General features: G+C 65.0%; 18 protein-coding genes and 2 pseudogenes. 8 read left to right on the top strand and 12 right to left on the bottom strand.

The features are described 5' to 3' along the window. Positions 1-103 precede the first annotated feature (103 nt). The 4 genes from RX327_RS12435 to RX327_RS12420 form a co-directional block, all read right to left on the bottom strand. Positions 104-1,540, bottom strand: a complete 1,437-nt coding sequence (locus RX327_RS12435) for an amidohydrolase family protein (RefSeq protein ID WP_317250396.1) — start codon at positions 1,538-1,540, stop codon at positions 104-106. Positions 1,541-1,649: 109 nt separating this feature from the next. Further along, on the bottom strand, positions 1,650-2,675 hold the full coding sequence (locus RX327_RS12430) for an ABC transporter substrate-binding protein (RefSeq protein WP_317250395.1): 1,026 nt from the start codon (positions 2,673-2,675) through the stop codon (positions 1,650-1,652). Between the two features lie 44 nt (positions 2,676-2,719). Continuing rightward, on the bottom strand, positions 2,720-3,496 hold the full coding sequence (locus tag RX327_RS12425; protein WP_317250394.1) for an ABC transporter permease: 777 nt from the start codon (positions 3,494-3,496) through the stop codon (positions 2,720-2,722). 2 nt (positions 3,497-3,498) lie between these two features. Next, positions 3,499-4,353, bottom strand: coding sequence for an ABC transporter ATP-binding protein (locus tag RX327_RS12420; protein WP_317250393.1), 855 nt, complete (start codon positions 4,351-4,353; stop codon positions 3,499-3,501). Between RX327_RS12420 and RX327_RS12415 the strand changes: the two genes are divergently transcribed. Both RX327_RS12415 and RX327_RS12410 read left to right on the top strand, forming a co-directional pair. Next, positions 4,352-4,513, top strand: coding sequence for a hypothetical protein (locus tag RX327_RS12415; protein ID WP_160321815.1), 162 nt, complete (start codon positions 4,352-4,354; stop codon positions 4,511-4,513). The two genes, RX327_RS12420 and RX327_RS12415, sit on opposite strands and share 2 nt — an antisense overlap. Positions 4,514-4,554: 41 nt before the next feature. Then, complete coding sequence (locus tag RX327_RS12410) at positions 4,555-5,313, top strand: GntR family transcriptional regulator (protein WP_317250392.1); 759 nt, start codon at positions 4,555-4,557, stop codon at positions 5,311-5,313. A gap of 186 nt (positions 5,314-5,499) precedes the next feature. Here RX327_RS12410 and RX327_RS12405 read toward each other — a convergent pair whose 3' ends face one another. Further along, entirely contained in the window at positions 5,500-5,919 is a 420-nt protein-coding gene (locus RX327_RS12405) for a nuclear transport factor 2 family protein (protein WP_317250391.1), read from the bottom strand. 153 nt (positions 5,920-6,072) lie between these two features. On the opposite strand from RX327_RS12405, the pseudogene RX327_RS12400 reads away from it, so the two are divergent. After that, positions 6,073-7,328 (top strand): annotated as a pseudogene (locus RX327_RS12400) (amidohydrolase family protein). Between the two features lie 264 nt (positions 7,329-7,592). Then, the gene (locus RX327_RS12395) at positions 7,593-8,807 is read left to right on the top strand and encodes a mandelate racemase/muconate lactonizing enzyme family protein (protein ID WP_317250390.1); all 1,215 of its coding nucleotides are present in this window, start codon (positions 7,593-7,595) and stop codon (positions 8,805-8,807) included. Positions 8,808-8,981: 174 nt separating this feature from the next. On the opposite strand, the gene RX327_RS12390 is transcribed toward RX327_RS12395, so the two are convergent. The 3 genes from RX327_RS12390 to RX327_RS12380 all read right to left on the bottom strand — a co-directional run bounded on the left by RX327_RS12390 (position 8,982) and on the right by RX327_RS12380 (position 14,021). Further along, positions 8,982-10,214 (bottom strand): ABC transporter substrate-binding protein, encoded by a 1,233-nt coding sequence (locus RX327_RS12390; protein ID WP_050387286.1) that lies wholly within the window; start codon positions 10,212-10,214, stop codon positions 8,982-8,984. A gap of 108 nt (positions 10,215-10,322) precedes the next feature. Continuing rightward, on the bottom strand, positions 10,323-12,362 hold the full coding sequence (locus tag RX327_RS12385) for a hydantoinase/oxoprolinase family protein (RefSeq protein WP_317250389.1): 2,040 nt from the start codon (positions 12,360-12,362) through the stop codon (positions 10,323-10,325). Between the two features lie 6 nt (positions 12,363-12,368). Next, positions 12,369-14,021, bottom strand: a complete 1,653-nt coding sequence (locus RX327_RS12380) for a hydantoinase B/oxoprolinase family protein (RefSeq protein WP_317250388.1) — start codon at positions 14,019-14,021, stop codon at positions 12,369-12,371. Between the two features lie 270 nt (positions 14,022-14,291). Here RX327_RS12380 and RX327_RS12375 point away from each other — a divergent pair, with 270 nt between their 5' ends. The 4 genes from RX327_RS12375 to RX327_RS12360 are packed head-to-tail and all read left to right on the top strand — an operon-like array spanning position 14,292 to position 17,514. Then, complete coding sequence (locus RX327_RS12375) at positions 14,292-14,759, top strand: DUF305 domain-containing protein (RefSeq protein ID WP_317250387.1); 468 nt, start codon at positions 14,292-14,294, stop codon at positions 14,757-14,759. Positions 14,760-14,771: 12 nt separating this feature from the next. Continuing rightward, positions 14,772-16,229, top strand: coding sequence for a YncE family protein (locus RX327_RS12370; protein WP_317250386.1), 1,458 nt, complete (start codon positions 14,772-14,774; stop codon positions 16,227-16,229). Next, on the top strand, positions 16,226-16,753 hold the full coding sequence (locus RX327_RS12365; protein WP_157345701.1) for an RNA polymerase sigma factor: 528 nt from the start codon (positions 16,226-16,228) through the stop codon (positions 16,751-16,753). The genes RX327_RS12370 and RX327_RS12365 overlap by 4 nt, the downstream gene beginning before the upstream one ends. Then, positions 16,750-17,514 (top strand): anti-sigma factor family protein, encoded by a 765-nt coding sequence (locus tag RX327_RS12360; protein ID WP_050387184.1) that lies wholly within the window; start codon positions 16,750-16,752, stop codon positions 17,512-17,514. Before RX327_RS12365 ends, RX327_RS12360 begins: the two co-directional genes overlap by 4 nt. On the opposite strand, the pseudogene RX327_RS12355 reads toward RX327_RS12360, so the two are convergent. From RX327_RS12355 to RX327_RS12340, 4 genes and pseudogenes are all read right to left on the bottom strand, one after another. After that, positions 17,511-18,749 (bottom strand): annotated as a pseudogene (locus RX327_RS12355) (MFS transporter). The gene RX327_RS12360 and the pseudogene RX327_RS12355 sit on opposite strands and share 4 nt — an antisense overlap. A 218-nt stretch (positions 18,750-18,967) precedes the next feature. Then, positions 18,968-19,813, bottom strand: coding sequence for a CmcJ/NvfI family oxidoreductase (locus RX327_RS12350; protein ID WP_050387183.1), 846 nt, complete (start codon positions 19,811-19,813; stop codon positions 18,968-18,970). A 520-nt stretch (positions 19,814-20,333) separates the two neighbouring features. Further along, entirely contained in the window at positions 20,334-21,275 is a 942-nt protein-coding gene (locus RX327_RS12345; RefSeq protein ID WP_317250385.1) for an ABC transporter substrate-binding protein, read from the bottom strand. Then, positions 21,272-22,366 carry an LLM class flavin-dependent oxidoreductase gene (locus tag RX327_RS12340; RefSeq protein WP_317250384.1) on the bottom strand — a complete coding sequence of 365 codons (1,095 nt, stop codon included), beginning with the start codon at positions 22,364-22,366 and terminating at the stop codon, positions 21,272-21,274. Before RX327_RS12340 ends, RX327_RS12345 begins: the two co-directional genes overlap by 4 nt. Positions 22,367-22,372 lie beyond the last annotated feature (6 nt).

Raw genomic sequence — 22,372 nt, 5'->3', positions numbered from 1 at the left:
AGCCGCGCGACGAGTGTGATGCAAGTGGAATTTTCTTCCGCTTGACGGAATTAGCGAGCGTATGACCGAAGTTGCTGCTCGGCGCTAAGCGAAGATTGTGCAGCTAATTGCAGGTGAGCTGCGCTTCGAACCAGTGTTGCACTGAGTTCGACAGTCGCGGCCATGCGCGCAAGACATGCGCGTATGAGGCAGCGCCCGCGCGGGTGATGCCGCGCAGTTCCTGCTCAATGGCGGGAAGATCAACACCGAGGCACCGGCCGGCCTTGGCGACGGTGCGACCATCGACCACAAGCTCTGACATCAGCGACGCATTGCCGCGTGCGAACAAGAGGTCGAGCGGATCGGCATCGAGAATCTGATCACGCTCGAGGCGGTCGAGATCGATGCTGACGAAATCGGCCGGCGCACCGACCGCGAGCTCGCCGGTGCCCGGCGCGCCGGTGGCGCGGCGGCCGTTGCGGATCGCGAGCGTGAAGAATTCCTGAGCAGTCCATGTGCGCTTGAAGCCGAGACCACCGTGCATCATCTGCACCAGCCGCATCTCGCGCAGGATGTCGTCGTCCTCGTCCAGCGCCAGCCCGTCGACGCCGACAGCGATGGCGCAGCCGCATTCGTGCGCGGCGGCAATCGGAGCGAGCCCCGAGCGCAGATGCATGTTCGAGCTGAAATTGGTGACAATGCGCGCACCCGACGCCGCGATCATCTCGAGCTCGTCAGGCCGAGCGTGGATGCAATGCGCAAGCGTCAACCGCTCCGAGAGGAAACCGATGTCGCAGAGATAGCGGACGATGCCGCCGGGGAAATTCCGATCGGCCCAGGCGCGCTGGTACACGGTCTCCAGCAGATGCATGTGGATCCGGCGGCCGGTCCGCGCCGAATTCTCCGCCACCGCTTCCAGCAGCGGCTTCGAGCACCATTGCACGCCGGCAGGCCCGAGCTGCACGTCCACCATCGGCCCGCCAATCGCCGCAGCGATCGCGTCGGTCAGCTCGATATAGGCCTGCGGCGACATCCGGGCGCGCACGAACAGCTGTTCGATCGTCTTGCGGTCATCGGCCGGAAGACCTGACAGCACCGCTTCGCTGTCGCCATAGACAATCGGGTTCTGGTCGCGCACGGCGATGGCAAAGGCGATGCGGATGCCGACATCGCCGGCGGCGCGCGCGATCGCCCTGGCTTCATCGAGCAACGGCATGGTCCCGCTCGGGCGCGTGTAGTGCACCATCATCGCCGCGCAGCCGGCCCTGGCGGAACGCGCCAATGCGGAGGCCGCGGTCAGATAGGGATCAACAGGCGTGCCCAGCGCGGTGCGCAGGATCCAGCTCTCCAGGGGCATGCCGACCGCACCGAAGGACGATGCGGTGGCGCGGGCGTGGTCGTGGGCGTTGACGAAGGCCGGGAGGATGAGGGAACGCGGGCCTGTCGCCGGGCGCGCGGTTTCGGAAATATCGGCGATGATGCCGGCGTCGTGACGGAGCAGGACGTCGTTGCGGATCTCGAGGTCAGAAGCGGAGAACAGACGGGTTGCTGTGACGTCCATCGACCTTCTCCACTTGGTCGTCATTGCGAGCTCAGCGAAGCAATCCCCCTCTCCGCTAGGGGAAAGCTGGATTGCTTCGTCGCTTCGCTCCTCGCAATGACGCGTAACCTCAATTGGCCGTATACACCAGCTCCCGCTCCGCGCGGGGCGGCAGGAACTCGCGCGAGAACACCTCCGCCGGCGTCGGCGTCCGGGTGAGCTGATAGCCCTCGACCACGATGCCGATGGCGCGTGCCATGCGGTCATCCTTGATGTCGCCGATGCCGATCTCCTTCATCTCCGGCGAGACGATCAGCTTCTCGAAGGAATATTGCAGCCGGCGCTTCTCGACGTCGGCGTTGATGAGGTTGTCGTAGTTCATCGCCGCCTTCATGCCGGCATTCTGGTCCTTGGCAACCGCGATCGCGCCCTTGTTGATGGCACGCACCAGGCCCGCGACCGCCTTCGGGTTCGAGGCGATCAGCTTGCGGGAGACCATCACGCCATTCGAATAGAGATCGAGGCCGTACTCACCGAACGAGAACCATTTGAAATCCTTGTCCGGATCCTGGCGGTTCAGCACCAGGTTGAAATAGCTGGTGATGTTGAAGACGAGGGCTGCATCGATGTCGCCCTTGATCAGCATCGGCTCCTGCAGGTTCGGCGCCATGTTGGAGATCTTGATCTTCTCGCCATCGAGACCGTTCTTGCGCGTGAACACCGGCAGGAGGCGCGTCGTCGGCGTGCCCTGCGCGCCGCCGAGCGTGTGGCCTTCGAAATCCTTGATGGTGTTGATGCCGCTGGTCTTCTTGGCGACGATCGCGAACGGCGGCTGATTCCACATCATGTAGACCATGACGGGCGCCTCCTGCGGCTTGCTCGAGGCATTCTGGATGATGGCATTGACGTCGCCGAAGCCGGCGTCATAGGCCCCAGACATCACGCGCGTGACGGTGGCGCCGGAGCCCTCGCCCTGGTCGATGATGACGTTGAGGCCTTCTTCCTTGAAGAAGCCGTTGTCCTTGGCATAGAAGAACGCCGCGTCGCTGCCCTGCGTCTTCCAGCCCAGCGTGAACTTGATCGTGGTTTCCTCGGCGCGCGCGGGACCGGCGACCAGGGCCAATCCCAACAGCGCGGCGCTTACTTTTCTCAGCATCGAGATCTCCTTAAGCTTCATTGCTTGACGGTTGACGAAGTGTCTCAAGTGGCGATCACGTCGTTCTTGCGCGTCGCCCAGCCGGTGACCCGCCCCTCGATCAGCGAGAACACCACATAGAGTGCGACGCCGAGCCCGGCGAGCACGAACAGGCCGGCGAACACCAGCGGCACGTTGAAATTGGAGGACGCGGTCATCATGACGTTGCCGATGCCGCGGTTCGAGGCGACGGTCTCCGACAGCACCGCACCGACGAAAGCGTATGAGATCGCGACCTTCAGCGAGGCGAAGAAGAAGGGCATGGTCCTGGGCAGGCCGACGTTCCAGAGGATGTCGAGCTTGCTGGCGCCGAGCGCCTTCAGCACGTCTTCAAGCTCGGGCTCGGTGGTCGCAAGGCCCGTGGCGATATTCACGACGATCGGGAAGAAGCAGATCGACAGCGCGGTCAGCACCGCCGGCACCGTGCCGGAGCCGAACCACAGCACGAAGATCGGCACCACCGCGACCTTGGGGATGGAGGAGAAGCCGATCAACAGCGGATAGCAGGTGTCATAGGCCGTCTTCGACACGCCGATGATCGCACCGAGGGCGACGCCGAGCGCGACACCGAGGACGAAGCCGAACATGGTGGTCGCCAGCGTCTGCACGATGTGCGGCCACAGCACCGGGAAGCGCTGGTACAACGTCAAGAACACCTGCGAGGGTCGCGGCAGCACGAGATCCGACATGCCGGTCATCAGGCAGAACAGCTCCCAGGCGACGAAGAACAACACGATCAGCCCCGCCGACCACGCTTTCTGCCTGATGTCTGACGTGGACATGGTCAGGCTCCCTCTCGAGCCGCGCTGCGCGCATCCTCGATGAAGGTCCGCAGCTTCTGGTTCAGCGCGACGAATTCCGGCTCGAAGGTCATGGCGACGGTGCGCGGGCGCGCAAACTCGACACGGCTGTCGTCGAGGATGCGGCCGGGACGCGCGCTCATCACGCAGATGCGGCTGGCGAGAAAGCCGGCCTCGCGCAGATCGTGGGTGACCAGCAGCACAGTCGGCTTGTGCGTCATCCAGAGGTTCTGCAGGATCGCCCATAGCTCTTCGCGGGTGAACTGGTCGAGCGCGCCGAACGGCTCGTCGAGCAGCAGCATGCGCGGTTCGTGGATCAAGGCGCGGCAGAGATTGGCGCGCTGGAGCATGCCGCCGGAGAGCTGCCAGGGGTAATTGCTGCCAAAACCCTTGAGGCCGACCTGCTCCAGCAGCGCGTTGGCCTTGTCGCGGAATTCGGTCTTGCGCAGCTTCCGGAAATTCGCGCGGAACGGCTCGACGATCTTCAGCGGCAACATGATGTTCCGCTCGATGGTCATCCATGGCAGCATGGTCGGATTCTGGAAGGCCATGCCGACCCGCATCGCGCGCGCCGCGACTTCGCGGCCGCCCACGATGACGACGCCGCTGGTCGGCTGCACGAGGCCGCTGACGAGACGCAGAATGGTCGATTTGCCGCATCCTGATGGGCCAACCAGTGCGACAAACTCGCCGTCGGCGATCCGCAGCGTGGTTGTCGACAGTGCCGGCACGGCGCGGGCGCCGCGGCCGAAGGTCACGGAGGCGTCCGACAGCTCGATCGCGGTCGGCGCGGATCCGGCGGCCATCGGCTCGCCGGCAAATTCGGAGTTTGGTTGCATGCGCATCACGAGCAAAGTGCATGCAAACTGGATGCCAGCGGCCGCCGCGTTGAAAATCAAGGGGATCGCGCATTCCGCGCCCAAATGGCCGGATTCCTTTTGGGCAATCCGTGGCTCAAACTGCATGCAATTCGAGCGCCCGATTGCTTTGGCGGTATGATAAAGAGGCGTTCGAAGCAGCTTCGAGAGGGATTCGCGGCAATGGCGGGGCGCGCCGACAGCGGCAAGACTTCTGAATCGTCGGACAAGGTCAGCGTGATCTGCCGCGCGCTCAGGCGCGCGATCATCGAGCAGGCGCTGGAGCCCGGCGCAAAGCTGCCGGAGGATGCGCTCGGCGAGCGTTTCGGCGTCAGCCGCACCATTGCCCGCCATGCCCTGGGCCAGCTCGCAGCGGAAGGTCTCGTCGAGCTGCGCCGCAACCGGATCGCGGTGGTGGCGACGCCGAGCTGGCAGGAGGCGCGCGATGCCTTCGACATCCGTATCGAGCTCGAACGGCTCGTCGTGCGCCAGCTTGCGGGCAAGCTGACCAAGGCGCAGATCGCCGAGCTGAACGCCCATGTCGACGCCGAGGATCGCGCGCGCGGCGGCACGGATGCGGTGTCGATCCGGCTCGCCACCGAATTCCACATCCTGCTCGCGCACATGACGAACAGCCCGATCCTGGTGCGCTATGTCAGCGAGGTCGCCTATCGCTGCTGCCTGACGCTGTCGCTCTACAGCCGGCCGCATTCCAGCGAATGTGCCATCAACGAGCACCGCGCCATCATCGCCGCGCTCGCGAAAGGCGACGTCGACAAGGTGATGGGGCTGATGCACAGCCACCTGGATTCCGTGGCGACCCGCGCGCTGGTCGCGCCAAGCCCGCAGCGCGGGCGCGATCTGCTGGATATTCTGGCGCCCTATGCCGACGAGGCAAGCGGCGAAAAGATGGTGAAGCTGCCGAAGGCGGCGCGGCGCTGATGCTCTCACCTCGCCCCGCCTGCGGGGAGAGGCCGGAGCGCATCGCAGATGCGATCCGGGTGAGGGAATACAGGTCCATCCGCGGCCGATACTCGCGGATGCAGCCCTTCACCCCGACCCTCTAAGAGCGAGCTTCGCTCGTCTCGACCCCGCAAGAGCGGGGCGAGGGAGAACTGGCACCGCTCCCTACGCCTCGATCCCCCGCTGCACCAAAATCCGCTCGGCGCTGTCGTTCCACACGTCCATCTTCACGATCTGGCCGCCCCGGACGACGAAGCGATCGACATAGCGATTGCCCTCGAATGGCGTGCCGTCCAGCCACTCGCCGTAGAGCGTGCCGACGCTGTAGACGATTGTCTCGTCCGCACCGGGGCAGACATCAAAGCGGTCCATCTTCTTCTTCACCCAGCGATAGCGCCTGGCGTTGAAGCCGGTCGGCCCGCGCGGATGGTCGAATTCGCGCCCGCCGGTGAACGTAATCACGGTGCCCGGCTTCATATAGGCCGCCGCGGCATCGGGATCGGGGATCATCGACGCCGTGAGATAGGCTTCTACGATCTCGGCGTCGGTCATCGGGCGGGCATCGGCTTTGGCGGGTGCGGACATGGGGGCCTCCGGAGATAATCAGGACTCTACAATCTGACCGCCAAAGTGTATGCATATTTTTTAGACAATCGAACCATAGAACTGCACACAATCTGGTGCTGCTGGTTCCCTGCCCTTCCGCTAGGCTCAGACCATCCTGATGTTTCCTGACCGATGATCGCGACACCTGCCTTCGACCTGGTCTTCCGCAATGCCGTGACGCGCAGCTCTGCCGCCGCGGTCGATATCGGCATCGCCGGCGGCAGGATTGCCGCGATCGCGCCGCGCCTCGTGTGCGAGGCGGTCGACGTCGACCTCAACGGCCGCCTTGCCTTGCCCGGTTTCGTCGATACCCACATCCATCTCGACAAGGCCTGCCTGCTCGGCCGCTGCGGGCACGATCACGGCAGCCTCGGCGAGGCGATCCGCGCGGTGTCGGCGATGAAGCGCGACTTCACGGTCGAGGATGTCTATGCGCGTGGCGGCAGGGTGATCGAGCGCGCGATCACGGCGGGCACCACGCGCATGCGCACGCATGTCGAGATCGACCCGCGCATCGGCTTGCGCGGATTCGAGGCGGTGAAGGCGCTCAAGCGCGACTACGCCTGGGCGGTCGACCTCGAACTCTGTGTCTTCCCGCAGGAGGGCCTGACCAACGATCGCGGGGCCGAGGAGCTCTTGGTCGCGGCGCTGCACGACGGTGCCGAGGCGGTCGGCGGCTGCCCCTATGTCGACTGCGACCCGAACGCGCATCTCGGGCGCATCTTCGATCTCGCTGAGGAATTCGACGTCGACGTCGACCTTCATCTCGATTTCGATCTCGACCCCTCCTGGTGGCACCTCGACGAGGTGTGCCGCCAGACCGAGCGGCGCAACTATCACGGGCGCGTTGCGATCGGGCATGCGACCAAACTTTCCGCGCTGCCGCCCGAGCGGCTGAAGGCGGCGAGCGCGCGCCTCGCCGAGGCCGGCGTTGCCGTCACCGTGCTGCCCGCGACCGATCTCTATCTGATGGGGCGCGAGGCCACCCACAACGCGCCGCGCGGGCTGACCGCCGCGCACCGGCTCGTCGCCGATGGCGTGCTGTGCTCGGTCGCGACCAACAACGTGCTCAATCCCTTCACGCCGTTCGGCGACGCCTCGCTGCTGCGGATGGCAAATTTCTACGCCAATGTCGCGCACGCCTCGGCGATTTCGACACCTGCCTCGATCTGGTGACCGAGTTGCCGGCCCGGCTGATGAACCTTGGCGATTACGGCATCAAGGTCGGCAATCCCGCCGACCTCATCGTGCTCGATACCGACAGCGGAACCAACGCGATCGCCGAGCTGCCCGACGTGCTGATGGGCTTCAAGCGCGGCCGCAAGACGTTCGAACGGCAGCGGCCGACGCTGTTCCGGCCTGACACAAGGTTCTCCCCGTCACCCTGAGGAGCCGCGAAGCGGCGTCTCGAAGGGTCACGGTTTGTGCATGCGTTCCCTCCCCGTCATTGCGAGCGTAGCGAAGCAATCCAGCGCACCACTCGGGGAAAGATGGATTGCTTCGTCGCTTCAGCGCAAAATTGCTACGCAATTTAGTCGCGAGCTCCTCGCAATGACGGGGCTGCATTGTCGCCTTGCCCTGGCGCGAATTGACGTCTTCGCCGATCCGTTGTTGGTACTCCCCAACAGCAACAAAGAGCCGGGCAGGAAACCATGAGCAAATCCACCACAATCAAAAGCGTCGAGACGCTCGCCTGCGATGCCGGCTGGCGGAATTATCACTTCGTCAAGGTGACGACCACGGACGGGCTGGTCGGATGGAGCGAATATGACGAGGGCTTCGGCGCGCCCGGCGTGACGGCGGCGATCGAGCGGCTGTCGGCGCGGGTGGTCGGCAAGAACGCGTTCGAGCACGAGCGGATCTATGTCGAGTTGTTCGCGGCGACGCGTCCCGCCGCCGGCGGCGTGGTGGCGCAAGCCCTCGGTGCGATCGAGAATGCGCTGCTCGATGCCAAGGCGAAGTCTCTCGGCGTCCCTTGCTACGAGTTGCTCGGCGGCAAGATCCGCGACCGTATCCGGGTTTACTGGTCGCATTGCGCCACCTGGCGCATCAACCACCCATCCTGGTACAAGCCGCCGATCGAAAGTCTCGACGGCGTCAAGGCCATGGGGCGCGAGGTCCGCGAGAAGAAGTTCACCGCGATGAAGACCAACATCTTCGTCTACACCGACGGCAAGCCGCAAGGCTGGCGCCCCGGCTTCGGCTCGCCGTTCCAGCCCGAGATCAATATCGATCGCACCGTGCTGCGCAATCTCTGCATGCATCTGGAGGCGATCCGCGACGGCGCGGGTCCTGACGTCGACATCCTGCTGGACTGCAACTTCAACGCCAAGACCGAAGGCTATCTGAAGATCCTGCGCGCCATTGCCGACCTCGACATGTTCTGGGTCGAGATCGACAGCTTCAATCCGCAGGCACTCGGCTATATCCGAAGGCAGAGCCCGCACCCGATCTCATCTTGCGAGACGCTGCTGGGCCTGCGGGAATTCCTGCCCTATTTCCACGAGCAGGCGATGGACGTCGCGATCATCGACACGCCCTGGAACGGCGTCTGGCAATCGATGAAGATCGCGAGCGCTGCGGAAGCCTTCGAGGTCAACGTCGCCCCGCACAATTTCTACGGCCATCTCTGCTCGATGATGAACGCACATTTCTGTGCCGCGGTGCCGAACCTGCGCATCATGGAGATCGACATCGATCGTCTGTCCTGGGACCGCGAGCTGTTCACGCACGTGCCTGAATTCGTCGACGGCCATCTCGTGATCCCGGATCGGCCGGGCTGGGGCACCGAGCCGAACGAGGAAGGCCTGCGCGCGCATCCGCCGAAGAACAAGGGCGGGCTGTTGAATTATGGATTGAAGAAGTAGGTCTCTCTACACCGTAGTCCCGGCCTAGTGCGCAATGGCGCACGGGAGCCGGGACCCATAACCACCGCTGCGTGGTGTGTTAAGGATTATCGCCCCAGCGGAGCAAAACAATGCGCAGCTGGGGTAATGGGTCCCGGCCTTCGCCGGGACGACGCTTCCTCAATCACCGCGACCTCAATTATCCTCCCGCACGGCCGTGAACGCGCTGTCGATCACGTCGCCGATCGGCTGCCAGGCATTGCCGTCGAACTGCACCAGGCGCATCTGCTTAATCGGGCGGAAGTCTTTCGGGCCGGTATTGATCACGATCCCGGGCAGCGCGATCGGGCTCTGGTAGTCCTTCAGCGACGCCGCCTGCCGCATGATGTTCTCGCGCGACAGATCGTCGCCGCACTGGCGCAGCACCTGCATCAGCGTGTCCGCGGCGGCGTAGCCGAACACGGCGTAGATGTCGTCCTTGTCGCCGTCGGGATAATACTTGTCCATGAAGGCGAGCCACGCCTTGATCTGCGGATCGTCCTTCCAGGAGGCATCGCCGGCATCCTTGAGGAACGAGGTCGAGATCACGCCGAGCGAATTCTGCAGACCTGCTGGCCGCAAGGCGCTGGCGATCGAAGCCGACGCATTGTCGAGGATGAACACCGGATGCCAGTCTAGGTCCGCGGCGACGCGGATCGCGCGCGCCGCGATCGCCGGCGCGCCGTCGAACACCAGGATGTCGGCGCCGGAGTTCTTCAGGATTCCGATCTGGTTCTGGATCGCGGTCTCCGACGCGTCGAAGGCGAGATCGGCGACGATCATCCCGGCGGTGTCGCCGAGCCCTTCCTGCAATCCCTTGAACAGGTCGCGACCGAACTGATCGTTCTGCCAGAGCACCGCGATCTTGCGGGAGGGATAGGCCGCTTGAATGTAATTGGCGTAGATCCGCCCCTCGGCGCGGAAGGTCGGCTGCCAGCCCATGGTCCAGGGAAAGGTCACAGGATGCGCCCACGCCTCGTCGCCGGAAGCGACGAACAGCTGCGGGACCTTGTTCTCGTTGAGGTACTTCCGGACCGCGAGATTGCTCGGCGTGCCGAACGAGCCGAACATCAACAGCACGCCCTGCTTCTCGACGAGATCGCGGGTCTGCTCCATCGCGATCTTCGGATTGGAACTGTCATCGACCGAGACGAACCTGACCTTGCGGCCGTTGATGCCGCCATGCTCGTTGACCATGTCGAAATAGGCCGCCTCCGCCCGCCCGATGGTCGCGAACGCCGCGAGCGGCCCGGTATAGGGCATGACGTTGCCGATGCGGATCTCGTTGCCGGCCGCCGTCTGCGCCTGCTGCGCGCGCAACGGCGCCGCCGCAAGGACAGCTGCGAGGACGAGGGATATCGAAAGCGCCGTTTGTCTTTTTGTTTGCATCAACATCGCCACAAACGCCGGTAGCGGGCCGGCGCTCCTCCCGAGCGAGCGGAGTTTATCGCCCAAGCCAATGCCGGAAAAATGAAATGTTGATGGCGGAGGCCGGCCTCAGCGCAATGTTATGTCGAGCCAGCCCAGCGGGTTGACCGCGACGCGGTCGCCGCTGTCGACCAGGACGGTCGTGGTTTCGGCCTCAATGATCGCGGGACCGGCCAGCGAATGGCCCGGCCTGAGATCGTCGAGCGCGTAGACCGGCACCTCGCGCCAGGCACCGAACCAGGCCTGCCGCTTGCCGCGCGGCGCGCAAGGTGCATCCGAGCTGGCCTTTCCGGCATCAACGCTGCCGCGCGCCACCTTGCCGACCGCGGCGACGCGGGCGTTGACGAACACCACCTCCTGCCCGCGCGAGGCATAGGTGTAGAGCTCCTCGTGGCGGCGATGGAAGCGCTCCTCGATCTGCGCCACCAGGTCCGCGGCGCCGAGATCGAGGTCGCCGAGCGGCACGTCGATCTCGAACACCTGCTCGCCGTAGCGCATCTCGGCCGAACGCTCGATGGCGATGTCGCCCTTGAACCAGTCGCGCAGCCGCCCCGCGGCCTGCTGTTCTAACCCTGCGAACAGCGCCCGGACTTCGTCGGCGGAAATCCGGCCGGTGCCGTAATGGGTGCGGCTGACCTCGTAGCGCAAATCGCTGGTCAGCATGCCCCAGGCCGATAGGACGGAGGCGACCGTCGGCACGATGATACGCTTGATCTCGAGCTCACGCGCGACCTCGGCGGCGTGCATGCCGGCGGCGCCGCCGAAGCTGAGCAGCGCGAATTTGCGGGGATCGACGCCGCGACGCAGCGTCATCAGGCGGATGCCGTCGGCCATTTTCAGATTGATCATCTTGTAGATGCCGGCGGCGGCCTCGATCCGCGACAGCTCGAGCGCTGCGGCGATACGATCGACCGCAGCCTCCGACGCTGCGCGATCGAGCGGGCGCGCGCCGCCCATGAAGGCGGCGGCATCGAGATAGCCAAGCACGACATTGGCATCGGTGACCGTGGCAGCCGTGCCGCCATTGCCGTAGCAGGCCGGGCCCGGCACCGAGCCCGCACTCTCCGGCCCGACCCGCAGCGTGCGGCCGCCGTCAACGCTCCCGATCGAGCCGCCGCCGGCCGCGATGCTGGCGATGTCGAGGCTGCGCAGCGCGATGCGCTGGCCGGCGAGCATGCCGTCCGCCGACAGCGAGGCCTGGCCATCAGCGATCAGCGAAATATCGGTCGAGGTGCCGCCCATGTCGAACGGCACGAGATCGGGAATCCCCAGAAGATCCGCGCAGCGGCGGCTGCCGGAGATGCCGCCGGCCGGCCCCGACAGCACGGTGCCCGCGGCGAGCCGCGAGGCCTCCTCCACCGGCGCCATGCCGCCATGCGACAGCACCACGAACAGCGAGCCCTTGAAGCCGGCCTCATGCAGGCTGCGCTCCAGATTGGTGAGATAGCGCCGCACCGTCGGCGCGACATAAGCGTTCACGATCGTGGTCGAGACACGCTCGTATTCCTTGATCTGCGGCAGCACGTCGCTCGAGCGCGACACGCTGACGTCGGGCAGCTCCTTCGCCAGCTGCTCGACGGCGGCAAGCTCATGTGCCGGGTTGAGATAGGCGTGCAGAAAGCAGACCGCGACGGAATTCGCACCCGAACGTTTCACCTCGGCGATGACGTCGCCGAGCGCGGCGGCATCGAGCGCAACCGCGGCGCTGCCGTCGGCCTTCAGCCGCTCGCGCACGCCAAAGCGACGCTCGCGCGGCACCAGCGGCTCGGGCGGCGGCGTGCGCAGATCGTAGCGGTCCGGCTTCAGCCCCTCGCGCATCTCGACGACATCGCGGTGTCCGTCGGTGGTCAAGAGCGCAACCTTCGCGCCCTTGCGCTCGAGCAGCGCATTGGTCGCGACCGTCGTGCCGTGCACCAGGCGATCGGTCGCGGCGAGCATCGCTGCGCGCGTCACGCCGAGGCGGCGCGCCAGCTCTTCCAGTCCCGCCATGACGCCGATCGACTGATCGGCCGGCGTGGACGGCGATTTCGCGAAAACGGTTCGCCCGGTTTGATCCGTCGCAACCAGGTCGGTGTAAGTGCCGCCGACGTCGACCCCAATCGTGTACATCGCTGCCTACACCGCTTTCGAAACCAAACCTTGCGCAAGATCGCGCGCCCGCGCTTCCGCCGAGCGCTTCTCTGGCGGCCCCCAGCCGCCGCCGCCGGAAGAGCGGATCTCGAGGCAATCGCCGGGGCACAGCTCGATGCCGACTTCCTTGGTCTTCAGCACGCGCGGCGCGCGGCCTTCCGAGAGCAGCCGGTAATGATGCGGCTCGCCGTCCTTGCCGCCGAGCATGCCGCAGGGACCATGGCGCGCGCCATCACCGGCGGTGTTGCCCTTGGCAGGCTTTTGCGTCTCCAGCACCATGTCGAGCGCGACGCCAAGGCCGCCGCGATGCTGGCCGTCGCCGCCGGAATCCGGCCGGAATTCGTGCTGGCGGAAATGTAGGGGAAAGCGCACTTCGGCAACCTCGATGCTGCCGAATTTCAGCCCGCCGACCGAATGCCACTCGCCGATCGACGAATAGCCGTCGCCGCCGGGCGAGGCGCCGCCGCCGGGCCGGGCCTGGAACATGTGCCAGATGAAATTGCGTCCGGTGCGCGGATCCTCACCCTGGATCGCGATGCGGAAGCGGCGCCCCCAGCCGCCCATCACGCGATCCGGACAGGACGCCGACATCGCCTTGATGATGGCTTCGACGATCTCGTTAGATGGATGGCTGGTGCACAAGGTGACGGGACGGCCGGGATCGGCCCAGACAATCGTGCCCTGCTTCGCCACCACCTTCAGCGGCCGCAGCGCGCCGGTGTTCTTGGGAATGTCGGCGTCGATCAGATAGGCGAAGGCCATCGCGACCGCTGCCTGCATGTTGGCGTGCGAGGAATTGACGAAGCTGGTCGACTGCGGATCGGAGCCGGTGAGATCGACCTCGATGTCGCTGCCCTTCTTGGTCACCTTGGCGGCGATCTTGATGTCGGTGCGGCCGTGGCCGTCATCGTCGAGCAGGGCTTCGCCGTAGAACACGCCGTCCTTCCAGGTCGACACCACGGCGCGGGTCTGCTGCTCGGTCGCGTCCAGAATCGCCTCGATCGCGGCTTCGACCGTGTCCGCGCCGAATTCGCTGAACAGCTTTGCGACACGGCGCTCGCCGAGATGCGCGGCCCCGAGCATCGCCGCGAGGTCGCCGCGGAATTCCCTGGGATTGCGGATGTTGAGCGCCAGCAAGTCGAGCAGATCCTCGCGCGGCTTGCCGGCCTCGTAGAGCTTGATCGGCGGAATGCGAATGCCTTCCTGATAGATCTCGGTGGCGGCCGGATTGTAGGCGCCGTGGGTGGCGCCGCCGATGTCGCTCTGATGCGCGCGTACGATGGTCCAGAGCAGCCGCTTGCCGCCATCGAAGACCGGCACGAACGCGGTCAGGTCGGGCAAGTGACTGCCGCCATGATAGGGGTCGTTGAGCAGCAGAACGTCGCCGGGTTTGATGTCCTTGAAGCGCTCCTCGATAGCAAGCGTCGCCCAGGACAGCGCGCCGACATGAACCGGAATATGGTCCGCCTGCGCAATCAACCGCCCGTCGGTGTCGCAGATCGCCAGCGAAAAATCGCGGCTGGAATTGAGGATCTGCGAATAGGAAGTGCGAAGCATGGCTTCGCCCATCTCCTTCACGATCGACGACAGGCGGTGCTGGACGACGGAGCGGGTGATCGGATCGATCTTGGCGGACATCTTGGCCTTCTTGGCGCGAGCGACTTGCGCAGGGAGGATCGAGGAACCGGTCGACCGGAACCGGAATTCCCTCTTATAGCCAGTGGCTTGCCGATCGCAAATCGGCTGGCTCGGCCGAAACGGATCATTCCATCGATCAGCAAGTCGTGATCGACGAGAATCTTCGCCCCTGCGACGGAATAGAACTCACGCTGCTGCGTCCCACCCATGCAAGCCGGCCCCCGAGGCCGGACCGTTCGGCTTTCCCGACAACTCCCAGGGTGAACGCAAATGCCTCCTCGATTCCTTAAGTCCGTCCTCGCCCCGCTCGGCGCGTCCGTCGTGCTCGCCCTCGCCGCCGCAGCGGCCGCGTCCGCACATGACGACCATCATCCGGCGCAGGGCGCGCAGACCGCAGAGGAGAGCGCCTTCCTCGCCGAAAACGATGCCGCCATGACGAAGATGATGAACGACATGGCGGTGAAGCCGACCGGCGACATCGATCGCGATTTCGTTGCCATGATGAACCCGCATCATCAGGGCGCCATCGACATGGCCGTGCTTGAACTGCGCTACGGCAAGAACGAGCAGCTTCGGCGAATCGCGCAGGAGATCATCGTCGACCAGATGCAGGAGATCGCGGCCATGAAGCTCGCGATCGGCGACCCGATTACGGCGTCCGTGCCGGCCCCGACGCAGCAGACCCCGGCGCCCGCCGCTCACGATCATATGAACATGTCCCACGGAATGAAGAACTAGGAGTTTCGAGCGATGAACCGTCAAATCCTCAAGAGCCTGCTGGCCACGACCGTGCTGGCGATGTCGAGCCCTGCTTTCGCCGGACAGGCGCCGGGCGCTGCGTCCTCGCCCGACATTCCGGTCGGCCATCATGACCGTGTCTACGCGGCCGAGCAGTTCTCGAACACGGTCTCCGTGACGGATCCCGTCGACAACAAACTGCTCGGCGTGATCAGGCTCGGTGATCCTCAGCCCGGCAACTTCAGCCCGCTCTACAAGGGCCAGGTGCTCGTCCACGGCATGGGCTATTCGCCCGATCACCGCACACTCGCAGTGGTCTCGATCGGCTCGAATTCGGTGACCTTCATCGATACGGCGAGCAATGCCATCAAGCATGTCACCTATATCGGCCGCTCGCCGCATGAGGCGTTCTTCACGCCTGACGGCAAGGAAGTATGGGTCACGGTGCGCGGCGAGAATTACATCTCGGTCATCGACGCGCAGAGCTTCAAGGAAACGACGCGCATCGAGGTGCCCGCGGGACCCGGCATGCAGATGTTCTCGCCGGACGGCAAGTACGGCTATATATGTTCCTCCTTCAATCCGGAGACCGACGTCGTCTCGGTCGCCGAGCACAAGATCATCGCCAAGGTGAAGCAGGAAAGCCCATTCTGTCCGAACATCGCGGTGACGCCGGAAGGCGACCAGGTCTGGTTCACGCTCAAGGACATCGGCAAGACCCAGGTATTCAACGCCAGGCCGCCGTTCGATCCAATCAAGACGATCGACACCGGACCGATTACCAATCATGTCAATTTCGCGAAGACGCCTAAAGGCACGCTCGCCTATGTCACGATCGGCGGCACCAACGAGGTCAAGGTGTGCCGAACCGACGACTTCTCGCAAGTCGCGACCATCCCCGTCGGCAATCTGCCGCACGGCGTCTGGCCGTCCGGCGACGGCACGCGGGTCTATGTCGGGCTGGAGAACGCAGATGCGCTGGCCGCGATCGATACTGCGACCAACAAGGTCATCGCCAATGTCCCAATCGGGCAAGCGCCGCAGGCGATCGCCTATGTGCCGAATGCCGCGCCCGATCCCGATGACCGCCAGAACCTGCAGGCCCTCGGCGTCGCCGGCCAGGTCGCGCACCTCGCGCTGGCACCGAAAAAGGAAGCCAAGGGCGAGAAGCCGCCGACCAGCGTATCGCTGTTCGATCAAGGGCTGATCCAGGTGCTGCAGGCTTCCGTGACCGGGCTCGAGCCGAAGCAGCGCTACGTGTTGGGATTGGCCGAACACGCCGACGGTGGCGGCATGGTGGAGCCGCTGGCAGCCTTCATGACCAATCCGGCCGGCTCCGCCATCGTCAACGCGGCCGGTCCGATCCGGCAGATCGTGCAGAGCGCGGCCAGGACCGAGCGGCGTTACCTCGTCATCGCATCCGGCGAGCCGGCGAAACTCGGCGCGGTCGTGCAGGTACAAGCGCCATGAGCGACATGCTGCACCTGGTCGAGCCGCTGATACCAGCCTTGCGGCGTTATGCGCGGGCCCTGGTCCGCGATCACGCCGCGGCCGACGACCTGGTGCAGGACTGCCTGGAACGTGCCGTCATCCACTGGGAGCAGCGGCGGTCGGACAATCCGCGCCCGTGGCTGTTCGCGATCCTGCATAATCTCGCCATCAACCAATTTCGCCGCGCAACGGTGCGCGGCGTTCATGTCGCGATCGACGAAACCAACGAGGATGCATTCGGTCAGGAAGCGGCGCAGGAGCACAAGGTGATGTATCGCGACGTCATGGCGAAGCTCGCCAGGCTTCCGCATGACCAACGTGCGGTGCTGCTGCTCGTCGGCGTCGAGGATTTGTCCTACGCCGATGCCGCGAAGGTGCTCGGCGTGCCTGTTGGCACGGTGATGTCCCGCCTCGCGCGCGCCCGCGAGCGGCTGCATCACGAACTGGAGGAGACGCCGGGCGACCTGGATCATAATATCGTGCAATTGCGGAACAAGACATGAGCAACCGACCCATTACAGAAGACGATCTGCATGCCTATGTCGATCGCGCGCTCGAGCCGGAACGCGAGGCTGAGGTCCGCGTCTATCTGGACAAGCATCCGGACGTGGCCAAGCGCATCGCCGCCTACTCCGATGAGCGTAACCTTTTGCGATCGGTGCTGCTGCCGATCGCCGAGGAGCCACTGCCGCCGCGGCTCAACCTCGCCAGGATGATCGAGAGCCCACGCCGCCGCCCCTCGTCGTTGCGCTGGGCCATCGCAGCGATGCTGATGCTCTCGCTCGGCGGCCTCGGCGGATGGGTGATCCGTGGCGCGACACAGGCACCGGTCGGCGGAATTGTGGCGCTCGCCGAGGAGGCCAGCGATTCCTACAGAGTGTACGCCTCCGATCGCACGCGGCCGGTCGAGCTGCGCGACAGCACCGAGCTTGTGCAATGGGTCTCCAACCGGTTGCATCAACCGGTGAAGCTGCCAGATCTCACCAAGTCGGGATATCGTTTGATGGGCGGACGGGTAGTGCCGACCGCACATGGTCCTGCGGCCATGTTCATGTACGACGACGATCGCGGCGAGCGGCTTGTGGTTCTCACCCGCCCGATGACGTCGGACCAGAACGCACCGATGGCGCCGCATTCGGGCAGTGACGTCGCGGGCTTCTCGTGGGCTGACGGCGGTACGGGCTACTCCCTGGTGGGGCCACGCGGAGTGGATTCCCTGCGGCCGCTCGCCAACGAAATTCGCAAGCAGGCGCAGACGATCTAGGCAGGCCTGGTGTAGATCAGGAACAGCACGGTCCCGATCGCCAGCGCGCCGGCGATGAACAGCAGCACCGCGGGCAGCCCGAACAGCGCCGCGACGCCCGCGGTGCTCGATTGCAGCAGCGCTGCGCCAAGGAAGAACGCGAGGTTGACCGAGGACAGCGCCTTGCCGGTGTTCTGCGCGGCGACAAGCTGGCGCGTCATGCCGTAAATCAGCGGCTGCGCCGAGGTCGCGAGCCCGATCAGGATCAACAGCACCAGGTCATATTGCGTCGGCATCACGGCAACGCCGAAGAGGTTCGAGACCGGGAAATGCGGCGCACCGGCCGCCATCAAGACGAGCAGCAGCGCGGCGATGGCGTGCGTCACCGCCACCATGGCGCGGCGGTGCCCGAACTTGCGATCGAAGGCGCCGATGCAGGCCGGGCCGACGATCATCGCCAGCGTGAACAGGCCGAGCACATTGCCGGCCTCGATCCGGCTCAGCCCCTTCTCGTCCATCAGCCACGGGCCACCCCACAAGCCGCGCAAGGTCAGCGACGCGCCGAGCGACACCAGCGACAGCGCGATCAAGCCGCGCAGCCCGCGCGACATGCCGAGCCGCAGCACCTCGGCCATCTGGTGCAGCGGCGAGGAATCATCCGCATGCGCCGCCGGCTGCCGCGGCACCAGCGCGAACACCGCGATCAGCACCACGATGCCGAAGCCGGCCGAAACCCAGAAACCGGCGCGCCAGCCGAACTGGTCGACGACGAAGGCGAGCGGGCTCGACGACAGCAGCATGCCGATATTGCCGATCGAGAGGATCGCGCCCGACCACAGCCCGAACCGGGCCGCCGACAATTGCTTGGCCGCCAGCGTCATCGGGCACATCAGCATGCCCGAGGTGGCAACGCCCAGCAGCAGCTGGCCAAGCACAAAGCTCGCAGGCCCCATCGCCAGCGCCGAGACCAGCGTTCCGAACACGGTCCCCGCGAGCAGGCTCAGCGACACCGGCCGCACGCCAAACCGGTCCATCGCCGCCCCGACCGGAATCTGCGCCGCCGCAAAGGCGAAAGGATAAATCGAGGTGAGGCTGGCGAGGGCCTGCGGCTAGGTGCCGAAATCCGACGCCATCAGATCGAGGCTGATCGCCGGGATGGTCCGCAGCAGCGTCGACAGCATGTGGCCGGAGGCCAATGCCAGAAGCGCAAGCACCAGGGCGCGGAACCCGATCCCCGCCTCTTCCTTCGTCACCACGCCGTCCACGAATTGCCTCTTCCCCGAGCGGTTTGGCGACGGGCGTAACATTATTGGGCAGCGCGTGCCAACTTTGGCGGCAACGCGATCTTGGCACCCCAGACGCCGTCATGGCCGGGCTTGTCCCGGCCATCCACGTCTTGCTTCACGCAGGGCCGAAGACGTGGATGCTCGGGACGAGCCCAGGCATGACGAGTTCGCTGAGATTTTCGTCGCCCTTACTGCTTATGGAACACCAGCGTGCGCAGCTCGATGCTCTCGCGCGGCGCGGCGTCCGCGGGCGTGGTGGGATCGACGAACGCGGTATGCGGCCCGAACCGCGTGCGGCCGTCGGTGGCAGAGTCGTAGCATTTCAGCAGGATCGCCTCGTCCGGCGTCATCTCGGGAATGTAGAACCAGCGATGGTTCGGATTGTACTTCACCGAGTAGGTCTCGCCGCTGCGGTTGGGATAGATCAGGTCCGAAGCAATGAGATCCTCCGGCGCGACGGTGGTGCCGTCGGCCATCGCGAGCGGTGAATCGCGCAGCGGGCCGCGGATCGGACGCCACAGATTGATCACCTGGATGCGGCCCTTGACCAGCTGCTCGGCCTCGTCGGGCAGGTGCTCGAACACGCGGTTGCGGCCGGAGACGGCGGTCTGGTCGACATGGACGCGGGTCGCGGGCTGGCGCGGTCCGCCGCCGCGGATGTCCGCCGCACCCTCGACGCGCTTGCGCACGGTGTGATCGAAGATGAAGACACGATCCGCCTTCAGCGTCGCCTTCAGGAAGGCTTCGACGGCGGGATAGTAGACGTTGCGGACTTCGTTCTCGTCGTAATAATCCTTCACGCTGGTCGGATGCTTGACCAGCGCAAAGCCCTCGCGATCGAGCGAGAAGCTGTCGGCGATCAGGCGTCCGTCAAAGATCGGAACATTGTGGGCTTCGGGCAGCGCGGTGGATTTGGGTTCGCCGGGCGGCGGATCGAAGGCGTAGGTCCGGGGCTTGCCCGGCGTCGGCGCGAGATAGTTCAGTTCAGCGGTCACAAACGGCAGCGACTCGATGCGAGTTTGTTGAAGGCCCATGGTGATCTCCCGGACTCGATTGTTCGTCTGTTTGATCTTGGCGGCGCCGGGCGGGGTGGCAAGGCCGTGGCGAAAATAGCAACGTTGCGGTTTTGGAATATGCCAAACGGGGAAAATCCTTGCCGCGCGGCGGCCCGCGGACGAATGGATATTTTGAATCACGGGTTCGTTAGCGGTGCAATGGTGCGGAGTTGAATCGCTTCCGCGCAGACGGTCCACGTCTACCGCTTGCAGGGCCGCCGCAGGTGCGCTGGCAAAATATCGAAAACAACCCCATGCAAAGGAGCTCGCGGCTGCAGGCCTTCGACAGGGTAGCTTGACACGTCGGGCAAATCAGGAATATATTTCCAGTATTCCGAAATCTTGTAAGCACCGTCGTCCTGGCGAAAGCCAGGACCCATTACCATTAAATTTGATAATGAGCAGGATCGCGGCCCCGGCGTCGTGCAACAACTGCCATCCGGGGTAATGGGTCCTGGCTTTCGCCAGGACGACGTTGAATGTATCGCTTGCAAATTGCCTACAGTCCCGCGCCCTTCCCGACGGCCGCACCAAACGAGCGGTCGACGATGTCGGCGGCGTTGATCTTCTGCCGGATCAGGCCCCAGCGGTCGTAGAGGTCGATGGTCTTCTGCTCGTCGGCGACCACGCTGTCGTCGATCGGCGCGATGCGGATCTTGGCCCGCGTCAGCCAGTTCAGCGGCACCGCGGGCGGGATGTTCATCAGCCTGCCCCAGGTGGCGGCGTAGCCCTCGACATTGTTCTGCGACCATGCGCGCGCGGCCGCCAACCGCCGCACGAAATCCTCGAGCTCGGCGCGCTTGCCCTTGATCGCATCGGGGGTTGCGACCTGGAAGCCGAGGCCGGGCGTGATGCCGTCGGCCGTGATGATGCGGCGCGATTTGAACAGCACCTCTTCCTGGCTGACGTACGGCTCCCAGGTCGACCAAGCATCGACCGAACCTTGCGTGTAGGCGATTTTGGCATCGGACGGCGCCAGGAATGCGATCTGCACGTCGCTCGCCTGCCAACCCCTGGATTCCAGCGCCGCCAGGATCAGCTGATGGCCGATCGAACCGCGGCCGGTTGCGATCTTCCTGCCGCGCAGATCGTCAAAGCTCTTGATCGCGGAGTTTTCCGGCACCACGACCGCGAGCCCGTCGCGCGACTGCCGCACCGCCGCGATCGCCTTGACCGGAATTTTGGCGGCCGCCGCGAAGGTGAACGGCGCGTCGCCGACCAGGCCGGTATCGATCGCGCCTGCCGCAAGCGCCTCCAGCAGCGGCGCGGCTGCGGCGAACTCCTTCCACTCGATCGTGTAGGGGACGTCCTTGAGCACACCGGCCGCTTCCATCACGGCCTGCGAATTGCCTTTCTGGTCGCCGACGCGCAGCGTGGTCTGCGCGAAGGCCGCGTCGATGGCGGCGAGCGCAAGCGCTGCCGCAACAATGAGACGGATCATTCGGCGGCAATTCCCCGCTGCTGGTCCCGCGCTTCGATCAGCTTGCGCGTCAGCGGGATCAGCTCGCGGCCGTAGTCGATGGCATCGGGCAGCGGATCGAAGCCGCGGATCAGGAAATGGCTGACGCCAAGATCATAATAATCGGCGAAGACCTCGGCGACCTGCTCGGGCGTGCCGACCAGCGCGGTGGTGTTGCTGTTGGCGCCGGTGAGCTTTGCGATCTCGGTCCACAGCCGCTTGTCAATGCGCGCGCCCTGGTCAGCCAGCGCCAGGAGCCGCTTGGCGCCGTCGGTGGCGTGGTTTGGCCGGCGATAGCCGGTCTGGTCCTGGAGCGCAGTTGCGCGTTCGAGGATGTGCTCCGCCTTCTGCCAGGCCTTCTCCTCGGTCTCAGCGAGGATCGGCCGCACCGACAGGCTGAAGCGCGGACTCGGCCGCCCGTGTTTCGCAGCCGCTGCGCGCACCCGCGCCGTGACGTCGCGCACCTGCGCATAGGACTCGCCCCAGAGCGCAAACGTGTCGGCATACTTGCCCGAGACCTCGATCGCGGCATCCGAGCCGCCGCCGACGAAGGTGTAGATGCCGCCCTTCTGCAGCGGCTTCACCTGGGAGAAACCGTTCTCGACGGTGTAATATTTGCCGCTGTAGTTGAACGGCTTTTCGCTGGTCCATTCCAGCCTGACCACGTCGAGGAATTCGCTGGTGCGGGCGTAGCGTTCGTCCTTGTCGTCGAAGGTGTTGCCGTCCTGACGCAGCTCGGCGGCATTGCCGCCGGTGATGACGTGCAGCGAGACGCGGCCGCCATAGAGCTGGTCGAGCGTGGCGAGCTGGCGCGCCAGCAACGTCGGCGCGGTGAAGCCCGGCCGCTGCGCAATCATCACCTTGAGCTGTTTGGTGATGGTCAGCACATGCTGGGCAACTTGCAGCGCATCCGGCGTGGTGGAATGAAACGCGAGCAGCGCGCGGTCGAAACCGGCAAGCTCATGTGCTTTTGCCACCGTCTCGATATAAGCGGGATCGAGGATCGGTCCCTGGCGCACGATGGTCTCGGAAGCATTGCTGTTGGCGATAAAGCCGATGAACTCGACCGACATGACGGG

Origin of the sequence: Bradyrhizobium sp. BEA-2-5 (genome assembly GCF_032918025.1) — a bacterium.
GTDB classification, from domain to species: Bacteria; Pseudomonadota; Alphaproteobacteria; order Rhizobiales; family Xanthobacteraceae; genus Bradyrhizobium; species Bradyrhizobium pachyrhizi.
Note: the sequence above shows the minus strand (reverse complement) of the source record. Positions and strands in the feature narration are given on the sequence as shown.